Annotated in this window: 13 protein-coding genes; 2 read left to right on the forward strand and 11 right to left on the reverse strand. The window is 68.6% G+C overall.

The genetic code is table 11. The annotated features are described in order from the left end of the window. The first annotated feature begins 5 nt into the window (after nucleotides 1–5). A complete protein-coding gene (gene mutM / locus EDD25_RS14555; protein WP_134174241.1) occupies nucleotides 6–956 on the forward strand; it encodes a bifunctional DNA-formamidopyrimidine glycosylase/DNA-(apurinic or apyrimidinic site) lyase in 951 nt (316 codons plus the stop codon). Here mutM and EDD25_RS14560 read toward each other — a convergent pair. Together EDD25_RS14560 and EDD25_RS14565 are read right to left on the reverse strand one after the other, a co-directional pair. Further along, nucleotides 951–1,553 carry a hypothetical protein gene (locus EDD25_RS14560; protein ID WP_134574439.1) on the reverse strand — a complete coding sequence of 201 codons (603 nt, stop codon included), beginning with the start codon at nucleotides 1,551–1,553 and terminating at the stop codon, nucleotides 951–953. The two genes, mutM and EDD25_RS14560, sit on opposite strands and share 6 nt — an antisense overlap. Continuing rightward, complete coding sequence (locus tag EDD25_RS14565; protein ID WP_134174245.1) at nucleotides 1,493–2,047, reverse strand: GNAT family N-acetyltransferase; 555 nt, start codon at nucleotides 2,045–2,047, stop codon at nucleotides 1,493–1,495. The genes EDD25_RS14560 and EDD25_RS14565 overlap by 61 nt, the downstream gene beginning before the upstream one ends. Before the next feature lie 114 nt (nucleotides 2,048–2,161). On the opposite strand from EDD25_RS14565, the gene smc reads away from it, so the two are divergent. Continuing rightward, on the forward strand, nucleotides 2,162–5,767 hold the full coding sequence (gene smc, locus EDD25_RS14570) for a chromosome segregation protein SMC (RefSeq protein ID WP_134174247.1): 3,606 nt from the start codon (nucleotides 2,162–2,164) through the stop codon (nucleotides 5,765–5,767). A 15-nt stretch (nucleotides 5,768–5,782) separates the two neighbouring features. On the opposite strand, the gene EDD25_RS14575 is transcribed toward smc, so the two are convergent. From EDD25_RS14575 to EDD25_RS14615, 9 genes are all read right to left on the reverse strand, one after another. Beyond that, entirely contained in the window at nucleotides 5,783–6,751 is a 969-nt protein-coding gene (locus tag EDD25_RS14575; protein ID WP_134174249.1) for an NAD(P)/FAD-dependent oxidoreductase, read from the reverse strand. Continuing rightward, the gene (locus EDD25_RS14580) at nucleotides 6,748–8,148 is read right to left on the reverse strand and encodes an FAD-dependent oxidoreductase (protein ID WP_134174251.1); all 1,401 of its coding nucleotides are present in this window, start codon (nucleotides 8,146–8,148) and stop codon (nucleotides 6,748–6,750) included. The genes EDD25_RS14575 and EDD25_RS14580 overlap by 4 nt, the downstream gene beginning before the upstream one ends. A 50-nt stretch (nucleotides 8,149–8,198) precedes the next feature. Then, nucleotides 8,199–9,128, reverse strand: a complete 930-nt coding sequence (locus EDD25_RS14585) for an ABC transporter permease (protein WP_134174253.1) — start codon at nucleotides 9,126–9,128, stop codon at nucleotides 8,199–8,201. Next, entirely contained in the window at nucleotides 9,118–9,864 is a 747-nt protein-coding gene (locus tag EDD25_RS14590) for an ABC transporter ATP-binding protein (protein WP_134174255.1), read from the reverse strand. The genes EDD25_RS14585 and EDD25_RS14590 overlap by 11 nt, the downstream gene beginning before the upstream one ends. Then, a complete protein-coding gene (locus EDD25_RS14595; RefSeq protein ID WP_134174257.1) occupies nucleotides 9,861–11,183 on the reverse strand; it encodes a sulfate adenylyltransferase subunit 1 in 1,323 nt (440 codons plus the stop codon). Before EDD25_RS14595 ends, EDD25_RS14590 begins: the two co-directional genes overlap by 4 nt. A gap of 91 nt (nucleotides 11,184–11,274) precedes the next feature. Further along, nucleotides 11,275–12,330 carry an ABC transporter substrate-binding protein gene (locus EDD25_RS14600; RefSeq protein WP_134174259.1) on the reverse strand — a complete coding sequence of 352 codons (1,056 nt, stop codon included), beginning with the start codon at nucleotides 12,328–12,330 and terminating at the stop codon, nucleotides 11,275–11,277. After that, nucleotides 12,330–13,295 carry a sulfate adenylyltransferase subunit CysD gene (gene cysD, locus EDD25_RS14605; RefSeq protein ID WP_134174261.1) on the reverse strand — a complete coding sequence of 322 codons (966 nt, stop codon included), beginning with the start codon at nucleotides 13,293–13,295 and terminating at the stop codon, nucleotides 12,330–12,332. The genes EDD25_RS14600 and cysD overlap by 1 nt, the downstream gene beginning before the upstream one ends. Beyond that, entirely contained in the window at nucleotides 13,292–14,095 is an 804-nt protein-coding gene (locus EDD25_RS14610; RefSeq protein WP_134174263.1) for a phosphoadenylyl-sulfate reductase, read from the reverse strand. The genes cysD and EDD25_RS14610 overlap by 4 nt, the downstream gene beginning before the upstream one ends. After that, nucleotides 14,059–15,765, reverse strand: coding sequence for a nitrite/sulfite reductase (locus EDD25_RS14615; protein WP_241986411.1), 1,707 nt, complete (start codon nucleotides 15,763–15,765; stop codon nucleotides 14,059–14,061). Before EDD25_RS14615 ends, EDD25_RS14610 begins: the two co-directional genes overlap by 37 nt. Between the last annotated feature and the right edge of the window lie 130 nt (nucleotides 15,766–15,895).

A 15,895-nucleotide genomic window follows, 5' to 3' on the forward strand; every position in this document is an offset into this window, starting at 1 on the left:
CGGTCGTGCCCGAACTTCCCGAAGTCGAGGTCGTACGGGCCGGAGTCGAACCGGCGGTTACCGGCGCGCTCGTGGCCGGAGTCGAGATCTTCGACGAGCGATCCCTGCGACGCCACGACAGGCGAACCGGATCGTTCACGGAGCAGCTCACCGGTCGGCGCATCCTCGGCGCCGTACGCCGGGGTAAATTCCTCTGGCTGCCGCTCGACAGCGGACGTGCCCTCGTGGTGCATCTGGGGATGAGCGGACAGGTGCTCCTGCGCACGCCGGGCTCCGCGATTGACCGGCACCTTCGCATTCGTCTCTGCCTCGAATCGGTGTCGCCGCAGGTCTTGCCGCCCACCGCCTGGCCTGACGACGGCGCGGCCGGCGAATTGTGGTTCGATTTCGTGGACCAACGCGTCTTCGGCAGCCTCGTCATCGACAACATGGTTCCCACCACAGACGGCGCCGCCGGGGGATTCGCCGGCAGCGGCGCCGGGCCGTGGTCCGCCCTGGTTCCCTCGCAAGTGGCGCACATCAGTCGGGATCCGATCGACCCGGCCTTCTCGCAATCGGCGTTCTTCGCCGGCCTCGCACGTAAGAAGACGGGCATCAAACGGGCGCTGCTCGACCAGACGCTCATCAGCGGCATCGGCAACATCTATGCCGACGAGGCCCTCTTCGCCGCTGGATTGCACTACAAGACACCGACCGCATCGTTGTCGCCCGCTCAGGCTGCAGAGCTGCTGGCCGCACTGAGGGCGATCCTGCAGCGCGCCCTCGGCGAAGGGGGCACCAGTTTCGACTCGCAGTACGTGAACGTGAACGGGCAGTCGGGGTATTTTGCGCACAGCCTCGAGGTCTACGGCCGACAGGGAACGCCGTGCTCCCGCTGCGGAACCACCCTCGTGCGGGAGTCGTTCATGAACCGCGGTTCACACCTGTGCCCGAGCTGCCAGGTGGTCACCTCATAGCGCGACGAGCTTCCACGCTCCCTCGTAGCCCATCGGCGTGAAACCGAGGGTCTCGTTCACCGCAAGCATGTGCCGGTTCTCCTCCGCGTTGAACGTGATGACCGATGGACGCCCCGGGTGCAGGCGTCCGAGCGGCTGCAGGTTCGCCACCTTCATCAGCATGCCCAGTCGGTGCCCCCGATGTTCCCTGAGCACGAGCGTGTCCTCCTGGCTCACCGCGCGGTCGGGTTCGGCCGGAACAGAGAGTTGGCTGAACCCGACGAGCCGACCTGTGGGTTCGTGCAGAGCGACCGCGGTGAGCAGGGTTCGCGGCCCGGCGGCCGTCAGGTTCTCCAGCGCGACCAGTCGTTCCTCGTTCGACACGTCTTCGGGTTCCTCAAGGCCGGCCGTGGGCGCATCCGTGCTCATCCGGGTGTGCAGCAGGGCCATGTCGGAACGCCAGGCCGCGGGGGCCTGCTGGGTCCACAGGACCACCGTGTAATCAGGGTCGGCGTGCTGAGCCGCGTGATCGGCGAGGCTCGTGAGCGTGTCCGCGCTCACCGGCAGCACGAGGCGACTGCCGCGTTCGACCTGTTCGAGAACGAAACCGCGACGCAAGAGAAACTGTACCTCGGCGTTCTGCAGCGGAACCGACCCAAGCCCGTCGGTGACGACAGCCGCTCACCGGGCGCATTTCGAGACACCGCATAGGTGACGTGCACGGACCGATGCTCGGTGCGGGCTAGGGACTCGAGGTGATCGACGAGTGCCGTGCCGATACCCCGACGCCGATACGGCGGTAGTACCTGCACCGTGAACCACGCGAAGTGCGCTGCAGGGTCGGCGAGCGTCTCATAGACCCCCCGCGCCACCACCCGGCCGTCTGCCCGCGCGACGAACAAGCGCATGGGGTCGTGCGCCTGGTTGAGCCACGTGGGTAGTGCTTCCTCAGCGGAAAAATTGAGGTCTGTGGTGCCGTACCCCTCGGTCTCGCTCCCATTGCGCACCTCGGCAGCGGCGGCGAAGTCGTCCCAACCCGAGTCTCCGGGGAACGCGGGAATGGGCACGGCATCAATGCGGACGTCGTCACTGCTGCGATGAAGTTCGCTCATGCCGCACACGCTAGCGCGCGTCTGGCTCACCGTCGAGCCTCACGGATTGTGTCGGTGCCGTCGAGTACCGTTTATACGACAGTCACCGGACACGAAAAGGCGGGAGGTGGAACGGTGTATCTGAAGAGCCTCACGCTCAAGGGTTTCAAATCCTTCGCCCAGTCCACGACCTTCGCGTTCGAACCCGGCGTCACGTGTGTGGTCGGGCCCAACGGTTCCGGCAAGTCCAATGTCGTCGATGCCCTTGCCTGGGTCATGGGGGAGCAGGGGGTCAAGACGCTGCGCGGCGGCAAGATGGAAGACGTGATCTTCGCCGGCACGTCGACCCGCGGACCGCTCGGCCGCGCAGCCGTCATCCTCACCATTGACAACTCGGACGGCGCGCTGCCCATCGACTATTCCGAAGTCACCATTTCGCGCACCCTGTTCCGCAACGGGGCGAGCGAGTACGCCATCAACGGGCGCAATTGCCGCCTGCTCGATGTACAGGAGCTTTTGAGCGACTCCGGCCTGGGCCGGGAGATGCACGTGATTGTGGGGCAGGGCCAGCTGGATGCCGTGCTGCGCGCAACACCCGAGGAACGGCGCGGTTTCATCGAGGAGGCCGCGGGGATTCTCAAGCATCGCCGCCGCAAAGAGAAAACCCTGCGCAAGCTCGACGCCATGCAGACCAACCTGACCCGGCTGAGCGACCTGGCGGGCGAAATTCACCGCCAGCTCAAACCCCTCGGGCGCCAGGCCGAAATTGCCCGGCAGGCACAATCGATTGCCGCGATCGTTCGTGATGCCAGGGCGCGCCTGCTCGCGGACGAGGTCGTCACGCTGCGCACCGCCCTCGACCAGCATGGTCGCACCGAGAGCGAACGCCACGCCGAACGCCTCGTGCTGCAGGAGCAGCTCTCGCAGACCGGGCAACGCGTGCAACGACTCGAAACCGCCCAGGTCGGCGATGCCGTCGACCGGGCCCGGAGCACGAGCTTTGCGCTCGAGTCGGCGCAGGAACGCCTGCGCGGACTCTTCACCCTCGCCAACCAGCGTCTGGCGCTGCTCGGCTCGCAGGGCGAGGCGCCCAGCGGCAGTCCCAGCGTCACGCCGCGCGATCTCGAGGCTGCCGACGCCGAAACTACACGCCTGCGTGTGCGGATCGAGACGGCAGATGCGGCCTGGCTCGCGGCGAAAGCAGCCAGCGCCGTCGCTCGGGCCCGCCTCGATGCCCTCGACGAACAGATCGCCGCCCAGGCGCTCCTCGTGTCGGGCCATGACCTCGACCTCTCGCGCCGAGCGGGCAGGAACGAAACGGCGGCCTCCCGACTCGCGGCGGTGCGCGGTGAGGTTCTGCGGCAGAGCTACGCGCTCGACGCCGCGGGGGAGCGTCGAGTGCAGGCCGAGGCTCTGCTCGCCGGGCTCGACGCGGCTCACGGCGAGCCCGGCGCGGACGATCCCGGCGCCGACGATCCCGGCGCGGAGGGGAGCGCCGAAGCGCTCGAACTCGCGCAGGCGGCGGTGCAGGCCACGCAGGCCGAGGTGGAGCGGCTGCGCACCGAATTGCACGGGCATGAGAGGGAACGCGATGCCCAGGAAGCTCGCCGGGGCGCGTTCTCCCTGGCCCTTGACCAGAAAGATGGTTCCTCGGCACTGCTCAAGGCCGGCCTGGCGGGCATCCGTGGTTTGGTCGCCGAGCACGTTCGCGTGCAGCCCGGCTACGAGGCCGCCATTGCAGCCGCACTCGGTTCCCTCAGCGACGCGGTGCTCGCCGACACCCGGGAGGTGGCCCTCGACGCCATCGTGCTCGCATCGACTCGCGATCTCGGTCGGGTGGAGCTCATCGTCGCCGGGGCACCGGGCGCCGACCGCAACAGCGATGCCGAGCAACACGCGCAACCACCCGCCGGGTCCCGCGGGCTGGTGGCAGCAGGGTCTGTTGTGGACGCCCCCAGCGGCGTGCTGCGCCTGCTCGCCACGACCGTCATCGCCGAAGATCTTGGCGCGGCCCGCGCCGCCATGCTCGAAACCGTCGCCGTCGATATGACCGTGATCACCAGGGCAGGTGAAGTGCTCTCCCCGTGGGTGCTGCGCGGTGGAAGTGGCGCCGCGCGCAGCCGGCTCGAACTCGTGGCAGATCGGGACACGGCCGCCGAGAAGCTCGACGTCGTGACGGCGCTCATTCCCCGGGTGGCATTTGAGCTCGCCGAGCAGCGCGCGCTTCTTCAGGCCCTGCAGGAGCAGGTGTCGGCCGCCCGCACCGCCCTGCGCTCGCGGGAGGCTGCGGAGACCCAACAGGCGGAACGCGTCAACCGGGCGACGGTACAGGTCGAGGCCTCTCGCGCCGAATTTGATCGCCTGCACGCCGCCCGCGAGCTCGCGTCCCGTGCTGTCGCCGATGCGGAATCGGCCGCGCAGGAGGCTGCCGCCGAGCTTGTGACGGCCGAGGCCCGGCCGCGCCCGGTGTTGGACTCCTCGGCGCGCGATGCCCTCTACCGCGAGCTGGAGGCGGCTCGAGAGACCGAGGTGGAGGCGCGCCTCACCGTGGACACGGCCCGCGAACGGGTGCGGTCGAGTGAGGGGCGGGCCGCGTCGCTGGCGCGGCAGTTCGAGGCAGACCAGGTCGCGGCCGAGGCTGCGGCGCGACGCGCCGTCATCCGTCGCCGACAGCTGGATGCCGCTTCGGCCGTCGCACTGGAGCTACCCGCCGTTCTCGGCGCCGTGGACCGCTCGGTGGACGAATCCCGGCAACGACTGGCCGCGGCGGAAGCCCAGCGCACCAGCCAGAGCGCGGAACTGTCGAGCCTGCGACGCAGCGAGAACGATCTGCGCGATCGACTGCAGGCCGTCACCGAGAACGTGCACGGGCTCGAACTGCAGATCTACGAAAAGAAGTTGCAGCTCACCGGCCTGCTGGAGCGCGCGGGAAGCGAGCTGGGCCTCGTCGAATCCGTGCTCGTCGGCGAGTACGGTCCGGCCGAGCTCATCCCTGCCGACGACGGGGAGAGCGAGCCTGTGCCCTTCGACCGCGGTGCGCAGCAGAGCCGGTTCGCGGCCGCTGAACGCCGACTCGGACAGTTGGGGCGCGTGAACCCCCTGGCCCTCGAAGAATTCGCCGCACTCGAGCAGCGGCACCGTTTCCTCACCGAGCAGCTCACCGACCTCACGAATACCCGCACCGACCTGCTCACGATCATCGCGGAGATCGACGGCAAGATGGAGACTATCTTTGCCGACGCTTTCGAAGACACCAGGGCAGCGTTCGCGGAGGTGTTCCCCGTGCTTTTCCCCGGCGGCACTGGCAGCATCTGGCTGACCGACCCGGAGGCACTGCTCAGCACCGGCATCGAGGTATCGGTGAAACCCGCCGGCAAGAAGATCGAGCGGCTGTCCCTGCTCTCCGGCGGCGAGCGGTCGCTCGCCGCGGTCGCGCTGCTCATCGCCATCTTCAAGGCCAGGCCGAGTCCGTTCTACATCATGGACGAGGTCGAGGCGGCTCTTGACGACGCGAACCTCGGCCGCCTGCTCACCATCTTCGAAGACCTGCGCGAGAGCAGCCAGCTCATCATCATCACGCACCAGAAACGCACGATGGAGATCGCCGACGCGCTCTACGGCGTGTCCATGCGCCAGGACGGGGTGTCCGCCGTCGTGGGTCAACGCGTTGCCCGCGAGCAGGAACCACAACCTCAGCCCGAGGCACAGCGGGAGCCCGAGGCCGCAGCCGCACCACACTAGCGACCGCGGACCGCCTCAGCGGATGGCGGCGCCGAGCAGATCGTGGGTCATCGTCGACGCCGCCCGGGCCCCCGCACCGGCGGCGACGATGAGCTGCTGCGGGCCGGGAGCCGTGACGTCCCCGGCCGCGTAGAGCCCCGGAATGCTCGTGCGACCATCGCGGTCGGTCACCAGGTGCCCTGCTTTGTCAGTGCCCGGGTTCAGCGAATCGAGAAATTCCACGATCGGGTGCCACAGCGGGCGCACGAAGCCGCCGGTGATGGGCAGTCGTTCCCCGCCGACGAGGCGCACGGCACGAATCAGGCCGCGCTCACCCTCCAGGTCGTCGATGCGGCGACGCTCCACCCGAATCCCACGCTCCGCGAGCAGCACTTCTTCCGCCGCATCCAGGCCGACGGCCCCATTGGTGAACACGGTCAACGTCGTGGTCCACTGCGCCACGAGGAGCGCGCGGGCACAGAGATCGTCGGTCTCGCCGATCAGGGCGAGGGCCCGGTCGCCCATTTCGTAGCCGTCGCACGCGACGCAGCTGAACAGGCTCATGCCGTAGAACCCACGAATTCCGGGAACGTCGGGAAGCGTCTCCCGCAGTCCGGAAGCCACGAGCACGGCCCGGCTCGTGACGGCGCCGGAGAGCGCGGGGGTGCGGCCAACGACCGACGTGACGAAGGGATGCGCCGAGGATGCGGCATCCGGGGTGTGTTCGACGGACGCGACAGAGGATCGCCGCAGCACGCGCGTCTCCGGGTAGCGCTCGACCTCCTCGCGGGCGAGGCGGCGAAGCTCGTGCGGGGGCACGCCGTCCCGGGTGAGGAAGCCGTGCGACACCATGGTTGCGGCGTGCCGGGGCCGGTCGCTGTCGACGACGAGAACGCGCATACGAGCACGGGTGAGGTTGAGGGCGGCCGACAACCCGGCCGGGCCGGCACCGATGATGACCACGTCATACGCATCGACGCACGGCAGGGCAATCACGTACGTCACGAGAGGACCGCCGCGTCGGCACGGGCAATGTGAACCTGCTCGTCGCGTTCGACGACTTTCACCCGGTCGCGCACGGCCGCGTGGCTGGTGCCCAACGCCTTCTCGTGCGCGTCGAGGATAAGCCAGCCCGGCCAGGTCGTGACGTGCACGCCGCGCTCGGTGAGCACACGCAGGATCTCGTCGCCGTCTCCGGCCGCCCACCCGGCCGGTTGCTCGAGCGTCGTGGCATCCTCCATGAGCCGGGTGATGGTTTCCAGGGCGTCGCCCTTGGTATGGCCGATGAGGCCGACCGGGCCGCGCTTGATCCAGCCGGTGGCGTAGATGCCGGCGATCGGGGTGCCGTGCGCGTTCAACACGCGCCCGCCGTCGTTCGGGATCACTCCTTTCGCCTCGTCGAAGGGCAGGTCCGGTAGTGCGCTGCCCCGGTAGCCGACGGCCCGGTACACGGCCTGCACCGGGTAGTCCACGATCACGCCGGTTCCGCGCACGCCGCCGTCGCCGCTGGGCTCGGTGCGTTCGAAGCGAATGCCCTCAACCCTCCCGTTGCCGTAAATCTCCAGCGGAGCCTGCAGAAAATGCAGGTGCAGTCGACGCGAGGCGCCGGTGGGCTGCCGGGTGAGCCAGCCCTCCAGCGTGCGCGTCATCACCTTGACCTGGTTGTTCGTGGTGGCGAGCGCCCTGGTGTGCTCGTCAAAGACGAAGTCTTCCTCGTAGACGATCACGTCGACGTCGGGCACCTGGGCGAGTTCGCGCAGTTCGATGGGCGTGAATTTCACCTGGGACGGTCCTCGTCGCCCGAAGATGTGCACGTCGGTCACGGGCGAGCTGTCGAGGCCGGCGTGCACGTTGTCGGGAATGTCAGTGCTGAGCAGGTCCTTCGGGTGTTTGGCGAGCATGCGGGCCACGTCGAGCGCCACATTGCCGTTGCCGATCACGGCAATGTCGGTGGCGTCGAGCGGCCAGCTGCGGGCCACGTCGGGGTGTCCGTCGTACCAGGACACGAAGTCCGCGGCGCCGTAGGAGCCGGGCAGGTCGATGCCGGGCACGGTGAGCGGAGCGTCGGCAATGGCACCGGTGGCGAAGATCACGGCGTGGTACTGCTCGCGCAGGTCCTGCAGCGAGACGTCGACGCCATAGGTGACATTGCCAATGAAGCGGATGCTGCCCGAGTCGAGCATTTCATGCAGCGACGTGACGATTCCCTTGATGCGCGGGTGATCGGGGGCCACGCCGTAGCGGATGAGGCCGTAGGGCGCCGGGAGCTTGTCGAAGAGGTCAATGGCGACCGAACCACCGGCATCCTGAACGGCCTTGCTGAGGATGTTGCCCGCGTAGATACCGGCGGGTCCGGCGCCGATGATGGCGACGCGAAGGTTGAAAGGGGAGGTGCTGGGCATGATGGCCTTTCGGGGAAGCAGGAGGAGAGAGGGGGCGGCTCGCGCTGACGTCAGCGCCTCCCGGCGGGAACGAGGCCACGCCGGCGCAGGAGCCGACGTTCCAGCGGCGCAAAGAGCACGAGTTCCACGAGGATACCCACGAAGAGGATCACGACGATGGTCGCGAGAACGCCGGGCAGGTCGGCCAGTTCGCGGCTCTGGTCGAGCATGGAGCCCAGCCCGAAGCCGATGGTGCCGCCCATGGCGATGATTTCCGCGGCCATGAGTGAGCGCCAGGCGAAGGCCCAGCCCTGCTTGAGACCGGAGAAATACCCGGGCAGGGCCGCGGGAAGAATCACGAGCGTGGCCAGTTGCACGCGGCTCGCGCCGAGCACCGTGCCCACACGGCGCAGCTGCGGCGGAACATGATCGATTCCGGAAACGAGGCCGTTGGCAATCGACGGCACGGCTCCCATGAGCACGACGAAGTACACGGTGGCGTCGGTGAGGCCGAACCAGATGATCGCGGCGGGAACCCAGGCAACGGAGGGCAACACCTGCAGCCCCGACAGCAGTGGGCCGAGGGCGTGCCGCACCGGGCGGCATTCGGCCAGCAGCAGCCCGATCGGGGTGCCGATGGCGACGGCGATGAGGAACCCGATGCCGCCGCGTTCGAGGCTCGTCAGTACGGCGAGCTGCAGCCGCCCGTCGGCCCAGAACGCGCTGATGGAGCTGAGTACGTCCAGGGGCCCGGGGATGAGATCGGGCCGCGGGCGGGCAACCAGAATAGAGATCTGCCAGGCCACGATGAGGCCGAGGATGAGCAGAACGGGCGGCAGGACGCCGTCAATGGCCTGCCTGGTCCGGCCACGGGGTGCGGCGGGCACGGTTTGCAGCGCGTCAAGCCCGGAGGAGAGGCGGCGCTCGTCGGCGTCGGCGACGGCGTCGACATCGACCCGGTCCGTGAGGATGGCGGGCGGCGCCTCGCTTCTAAGCGGCATTGCGTCGAATCTCCTGTCGCAGTTGCGTGGTGATTTCGTCCCCGAGGCGGGCAACGTCGGTGGACTCGATGCGGCGGTCGGCGCGGTCATCGATGTGCCACTCGTTCACGATGCGTCCGGGGCGGCTCGACATGAGCAGCACCCGCTGTCCGAGCCGGGCCGCCTCGCGCACGTTGTGCGTGACGAACACTATCGTGCGGCCGGTCTCCCGCCACACGCGTTCGAGCTCGTCATGCAGCAGGTCACGGGTGATCGCGTCGAGGGCGGCGAAGGGTTCGTCCATGAGCAGTACCTTTCGGTCCTGGGCGAGCGACCTCGCGAGGGCCACACGCTGGCGCATGCCCCCGGAGAGTTCGTGCGGGCGTTTGTGGGCGGCATCGGCGAGATTCACCAGGTCGAGCAGTTCGAGCGCGTCGCCGCGTCGACGCTGCCGGGGAACGCCGCGCAGCTTGAGCGCGAGCTCCACGTTGTGCGAGGCCGTGAGCCACGGAAAAAGGGCGGATTCTTGAAACATGACGGCCGCGTTTCCGCTGTCGACCGTCACCGTTCCGGTCGTGGGGCGTTCCAGCCCCGCGATGATGTCCAGCAGCGTTGATTTGCCGCACCCGGATGCCCCGAGCAGGCACACAAATTGGCCCGCCTCGATCGTGAGGTTGATGTCATCAAGCACGAGGGGGGCCGTCGGGCCGAACCGTTTGCCGAGCGATTCGATGCGGATGGCGGCGGGCGCATTCATCGGGCAGCCGTCACGATTCCGGCAGCGAGGGTCGCGCCATCCTGGGGGTGGATCACGAGGAATGCCCCGGAGCGACGGTTGACGGCATAGTCCTCAATCGGAAGCTCGCTCGCCAGCCGCAGGACCGCACGACCGATGTCGTTGATGTCGAGGCCCTGTTGGGCGTCGTCGTCGACCGGTTCGAGGGTGAGGGTGTCGAGGTCGAGCCGCCCGGTGATCTCGGGGATCATCGCCTGCACGAGCGCGGTCCCGAATTTCACCAGCACGCGGGCTCCGGGGCGCAGTGCTCTCTGGTCGAGCCAGAACAGGTCGGCGGTGAGATCGCGGGTGAGCGCGGGGAGCGTGTCGGCCGCGGCAATGACGGCGCCGCGGGCAATGTCGAGGTTGTCGCGCAGCCGCAGGGCCACCGATTGCGGGGCGAAGGCCACGTCGAGCTCCGTGCCGGCGTCGTCGATGCCCGTGACGATGCTTGTGCCGCCGCCGGGAACAATGGTGACCGACTCGCCCACTCGAATCGTGCCGGAGGCTATCTGGCCGGCGTAGGCGCGGTAGTCGCGGAAAGAGGCATCGACGCCGGGGGCGACGGCGCCCTGAGGGCGCAACACGAGCTGTACCGGAAGACGGAAGTCCTCGACCTCGCTCTCCACCTCGGCGGCGGCCGGCAGGGTCTCGAGCAGCTCCAGCAGGCTCGATCCGGCGTACCAGGGGGTGCGCGCCGAACGATCCACCACGTTGTCGCCCTCGAGGGCGGACACCGGGATGATGTGCACGGCCCCGACGCCGAGTTCGCTCGCGACGGCGAGCACGGAGCGTTCCACCTCGCGGTACGCGGCCTCGTCGTAGTCGAGCAGGTCGATCTTGTTCACGGCCACGATCACGTGCGGCACCCGCAGCAGTGCCACAACCGACAGGTGCCGGCGGGTCTGCTCGAGCACGCCCTTGCGCGCGTCGATGAGCATGATCACGGCATCCGCGGTGGTGGCACCGGTGACCATGTTGCGCGTGTACTGCACGTGACCGGGGCAGTCGGCGAGGATGAACGAGCGCTCTCCGGTGGCGAAGTAGCGGTATGCCACGTCAATGGTGATGCCCTGCTCGCGCTCGGCGCGCAGGCCGTCGGTGAGCAGGGCGAAATCGATTCCGCCGGCCGCCCCGCCGAAACCCCGCTCCGTGGAGGTTCGGGTGACGGCGTCGAGCTGATCGGCGAGGATCGCCTTCGAGTCGTGCAGCAAGCGTCCGACGAGCGTGGACTTGCCGTCGTCCACGGAGCCGGCGGTGGCGAAGCGGAACAGCGTCGCGTCGTGTGTCTGGGTGGTCATGCTAAACCTCGAGCCTGTCGTGGATGTGGGCCTGTCGTGGAATCGAACTGCGTGGATGCGACCCGGTCTGGCCCGGGTCGGCGCGTCATGGTCATTCGCGGCCGAGCCCCTCGGCCGGGACGGGGGCGCCGCCCGCCTCGGCGAGCACGGCGTTGAGCAGGCTCAGGTCAAAGAGTCCGTCCAGGTCGCCGTTCTTCCCGATCCCGGCGGCGCGGGCGGCCCGGAGCGACACGGGGAACGTGGCTGCCAGCGGGTCGATGGTGAAGCGCATGTGTTCGAGAGCGCGGTTGATCACGGGGTCGGGCAGGGCCGTGCCGGTGTCGGCGAGCAGTTCCGCGTTGATGGCGGCGGTGGCCTCCGTGGGGTTGGCGTTCAACCACGCCACGGATGCCGTGTGTCCGGTGAGCAGGGCGGTGACGGTGTCGGGGTGGTCGCGCAAAAAGTCTTTGCGCACGAGCAGCACGGTGGTGGGGAAGTCTCCCTGATCCCAGAGGCTCGCCTCGTCAACGAGCACGTGGGCTCCCGCTTCGAGGACGAGACGGGATGCCCACGGCTCCGGCAGCCAGGCGCCGTCGATCGTGCCGGCCTGGAAGAGGGACAGGGTCACCGAATTATCGGTGGGTGACACACTCACATCACCGCCGCCGGTGATGCTGGTCTTGTAGCCTTCGCCCGTCAGCCAGGAGCGCAGCGCCACGTCCTGCGTGTTTCCGAGCTGGGGGGTGGCGAGCGTGGTGCCGGCGAGGTCGGCGGCAGACCGGATGCCGTCGCGCACGACGAGGGCGGCGCCGCCCGTGGTTGCGCCGGCCACGATCGTCGCCGACGCGCCCCGGCTCTGAATGAACGTGTTCACGGCGGGGTTCGGGCCGATGTAGGCGGCGTCGATCGCGCCGGCGCTGAGCGCCTCGACCGCCGCGGGTCCGGCGCTGAAAATCTGGGTGGAGAGCGTCGTGTCGCCGAGCGCCTCGGTGAAGAAGCCCTTCTGCACGCCCACCAGTGCTGGCGCGTGGGTGACGTTGTCGAAGTAGCCGAGGCGTAGTTCCGTGGCCGGTCCCGGTTCGGGGATCGCGGTGGCAGCGCATCCGCTCAGCAGGAGGGCGCTCGCCGCGAGCACGAGGCTGGCGCGCAGGGTGGTCTTCAGCGTCACTAGAAGTACCCCTCCTTTTTTCGGTCCTCCATGGCGGCTTCGGAGATGCGGTCGTCGGCGCGGGTGGCGCCGCGTTCCGTGATGGTGCTCACGGCGACCTCCCGCACCACGTCGTTCACGTGGGTGGCGTCGGAGTCAACGGCCCCGGTGCAGCTCATGTCGCCGACGGTGCGGTAGCGCACCGTGCGCCGTTCCACGGTTTCGGTGGGGCGGGGTTCGCTCACGGGACCGACCGCGCGCCACATGCCGTCGCGACGGTAGACGTCACGCTCGTGGGCGTAGTACAGCGGCGGCAGCGCGATGTTCTCCCGTTCGATGTAGCGCCAGACGTTGAGCTCGGTCCAGTTGCTGATCGGAAACGCGCGAACGTGCTGGCCCACCGTGTGGCGGCCGTTGTAGAGGTTCCACAGCTCGGGGCGCTGGTTGCGCGGGTCCCACTGGCCGAACTCGTCGCGCAGCGACAGGATGCGTTCCTTCGCCCTGGCCTTGTCCTCGTCCCGGCGGGCGCCGCCGAAGACGGCGTCGTGGCGACCGGCCGCGATGGCGTCGAGCAGCGGGAGGGTCTGCAGCGGGTTGCGGGTGCCGTCGGCGCGCTCGGCCAGGCGGCCATCCGCTATGTAGTCTTCGACGCGCGCCACCTCGAGGCGCACGCCGAGGCGTTCCACGGTGGCGTCACGGAAGGCGAGGACCTCCGGAAAGTTGTGCCCGGTGTCCACGTGCAGCAGAGAGAACGGCACCTTGCCCGGCCAGAAGGCTTTCGCGGCGAGGTGCAACACCACGACGGAGTCCTTGCCGCCGGAGAACAACAGCACGGGGCGTTCGAACTCGGCGACGACCTCACGGATGATGTGGATCGCCTCGCTCTCAAGCACGTCGAGTTCGGAGAGGCGGTGAGCGGATGCGGCGGGGATCGTTTCGGGAGTGACCGTGCGTGGCGTCTCGGTGACGGTGGCTGAAATGCTCATAGGTGGAGTCCGCATTCTGTCTTCTCGAGGGTGGCCCAGCGTCCGGAGCGGGGGTCGGCGCCGGCGGCGACGGGTTGGGTGCAGGGCGCGCAGCCGATGGACGGGTACCCTTGGGACAGGAGCGGGTTCACCGGCACCGTGTGCTCTGCGGCGTAACCGAGGAGTTCGTCGTAGGTCCACGCGGCGACGGGGTTCACCTTCACGAGGCCGTTGCGTTCGTCCCAGGTGATCAGTGGCGTGTTGGCGCGGGTGGGTGCCTCATTGCGGCGTACGCCGGTGAACCAGAGTTCGTAGTCGGCGAGCGTGCGCTGCAGGGGTTCGACCTTGCGCAGGGCGCAGCATTGGTTCGGGTTCCGAGCGAAGAGCTCTGCGCCGTGTTCGGCGTTCTGCTCGGGGACGGTGGTGAGCGGTAGCACATCGACGATTGTCACGTCGAGGGCCTCCTCGACCGCATCACGCGTGGCGTAGGTTTCACCGAAGTGGTACCCGGTGTCGAGGAACAGAACGTCAACGCCGGGGACCTGCACCGACACGAGCGCAGGGAGCACGGCGTCGGCCATGGAGCACGCCACGGCGACGGAATCGGCGCCGAAGTTGCGGGCGACCCAGGCGATCACCGCGGTGGCGCTCGCTTCGGTGCCGTCGGTTCGCCAGAGCTCCGCGGAGCCCTGTTCGGCGAGCGCCTTCAACTGCTCGATCGATCGACGTTCGGGCAGCACACGCGTGGGCGTCGGCGTGGATGTGTTGAGGTTCACGGCGGGGCTCACTTCAGCGCCTCCTCGTCGGCACGGTGTGACCATTCGGCGAAGGTTTCGTCGCTGCTGCGGTCGGCGAGGAAGCGAAGCACGATGCGCTCGACGTAATCGGCGAGGTCGTCGGCCGTCACCTTGAGGCCCCGCACGGTGCGGCCGAGGCCGGCTTCGTCGCGGTTCGGCGAGGAGAGGCCTCCGCCGAGGTGCACCTGGAACCCGGGGGTCTGGCCGCCGTTGCCATCGGGCAGCAGCTGCCCCTTGAGGCCGATGTCCGCGGTCTGGATGCGGGCGCAGGAGTTCGGGCATCCGTTGACGTGCAGGCTGATCGGCTGCGGCACGTCGATGCCGGCGAGCCGCGTCTCGAGCGAGGCGATGGCATCCGTTGCCGTCTGCTTCGTTTCCACGATCGCGAGCTTGCAGAATTCTATGCCAGTGCAGGCAATCGTCGACCGGCGGAAAAGGCTGGGCCGGGCGGCGAGGCCGAGCTCGTCGAGGGCCGTGATGAGCGGTTCCACGTGCTCTTCGGCAATGTCCAGCAGCACGAGTTTCTGGTGCGGTGTCGTGCGCAGGCGCAAGGAGCCGTGTTCTTCGAGCAGGTCGGCGAGGCCGGTGAGCAGCGGGCCGGCGACACGGCCGACGAGGGGCGCGACACCGATGTAGAACCGGCCGTCCTTCTGCTTGTGCACCCCGATGTGGTCGCCCTGGGCGGTGGGGCGAGGGGCGGCGGGACCATCGGGCAGGGCATGGCCAAGGTAGTCGTCTTCGAGCACGCGACGGAACTTCTCGGTGCCCCATTCGTTCAGCAGGAACTTGAGGCGGGCCTTGCCGCGCAGGCGGCGGTAGCCGTAGTCGCGGAAGATGGAGACGACGCCGCGCCACACCTCGGTGACCTGCCCGGGTGCCACGAAGGCGCCGAGGCGTTCGGCGAGGCGCGGTGTGGTCGAGAGGGCGCCGCCGACCCAGAGGTCGTAGCCCACGCCGAGCTGAGGGTGGGTCACGGCGACGAGGCCGATGTCGTTGATCTCATGCACCACGTCCTGGCTGGGGTGGCCCGTGATCGCGGTCTTGAACTTGCGCGGCAGGTTCGCGAACTCGTCGGTTCCGAGGAACTTGCGGGCCAGCTCGGCGATGGTGTCGGTCGGGTCGATGAGCTCGTCGGCGGCGATTCCGGCCACGGGGGAGCCGAGGAAGACGCGCGGCACGTCGCCGCAGGCCTGGGTCGTCTCAAGGCCCACGGCTTCGAGGCGGCGCCAGATTTCGGGCATGTCCTCGATGCGGATCCAGTGGAACTGCACGTTCTGGCGATCGGTGAGGTCGGCGGTGTCGCGCGCGAAGTCGCGGGAGATGTTGCCGATCACACGCAGCTGTTCGGTGGTGAGCTGGCCGCCGTCGATGCGGACCCGCAGCATGAAGTATCGGTCTTCGAGTTCGTGCGGCTCGAGCGTCGCCGTCTTACCGCCGTCGATACCGGGCTTGCGCTGCGTGTAGAGGCCCCACCAGCGGAACCGGCCGTGCAGGTCGGTGCCGTCGATGGAATCGAAGCCCTCTTTCGAGTAGATGCGCTCGATGCGTTCCCGCACGGCGATGCCGTTGTCGACCTGCTTCCACTCTTCGTTGCCGTTCAGTGGTGCGGTCCCGTCGACCTTCCACTGGCCGTTCGGGCGCGTTGCCGCACGCGGTACGCGTGCTCTGTCGGTCTCGGTCACGGTCTGCGACACGGTGGCTCCTCTCGATGGGTGCCCCGGTGTGCAGAATCTGTGCCGGGGCGCCCGTTGGCGGTAGAAGAAAACTACCGAGGAGCCAGCGGTTGCGCTGCGCGGCCGGTCACGCCCGGTCATGCGAGGTCGT

Source organism: Cryobacterium psychrophilum, assembly GCF_004365915.1.
Taxonomy (GTDB): Bacteria; Actinomycetota; Actinomycetes; order Actinomycetales; family Microbacteriaceae; genus Cryobacterium; species Cryobacterium psychrophilum.

Excerpts from the sequence above, each read along its gene's own strand:
- EDD25_RS14565 (WP_134174245.1), bottom strand. The coding sequence starts at position 2,047 with ATGAGCGAACTTCATCGCAGCAGTGACGACGTCCGCATTGATGCCGTG.
- EDD25_RS14580 (WP_134174251.1), bottom strand. The coding sequence starts at position 8,148 with ATGCCCAGCACCTCCCCTTTCAACCTTCGCGTCGCCATCATCGGCGCC.
- EDD25_RS14585 (WP_134174253.1), bottom strand. The coding sequence starts at position 9,128 with ATGCCGCTTAGAAGCGAGGCGCCGCCCGCCATCCTCACGGACCGGGTC.
- EDD25_RS14590 (WP_134174255.1), bottom strand. The coding sequence starts at position 9,864 with ATGAATGCGCCCGCCGCCATCCGCATCGAATCGCTCGGCAAACGGTTC.
- EDD25_RS14595 (WP_134174257.1), bottom strand. The coding sequence starts at position 11,183 with ATGACCACCCAGACACACGACGCGACGCTGTTCCGCTTCGCCACCGCC.
- cysD (WP_134174261.1), bottom strand. The coding sequence starts at position 13,295 with ATGAGCATTTCAGCCACCGTCACCGAGACGCCACGCACGGTCACTCCC.
- EDD25_RS14610 (WP_134174263.1), bottom strand. The coding sequence starts at position 14,095 with ATGGTCACACCGTGCCGACGAGGAGGCGCTGAAGTGAGCCCCGCCGTG.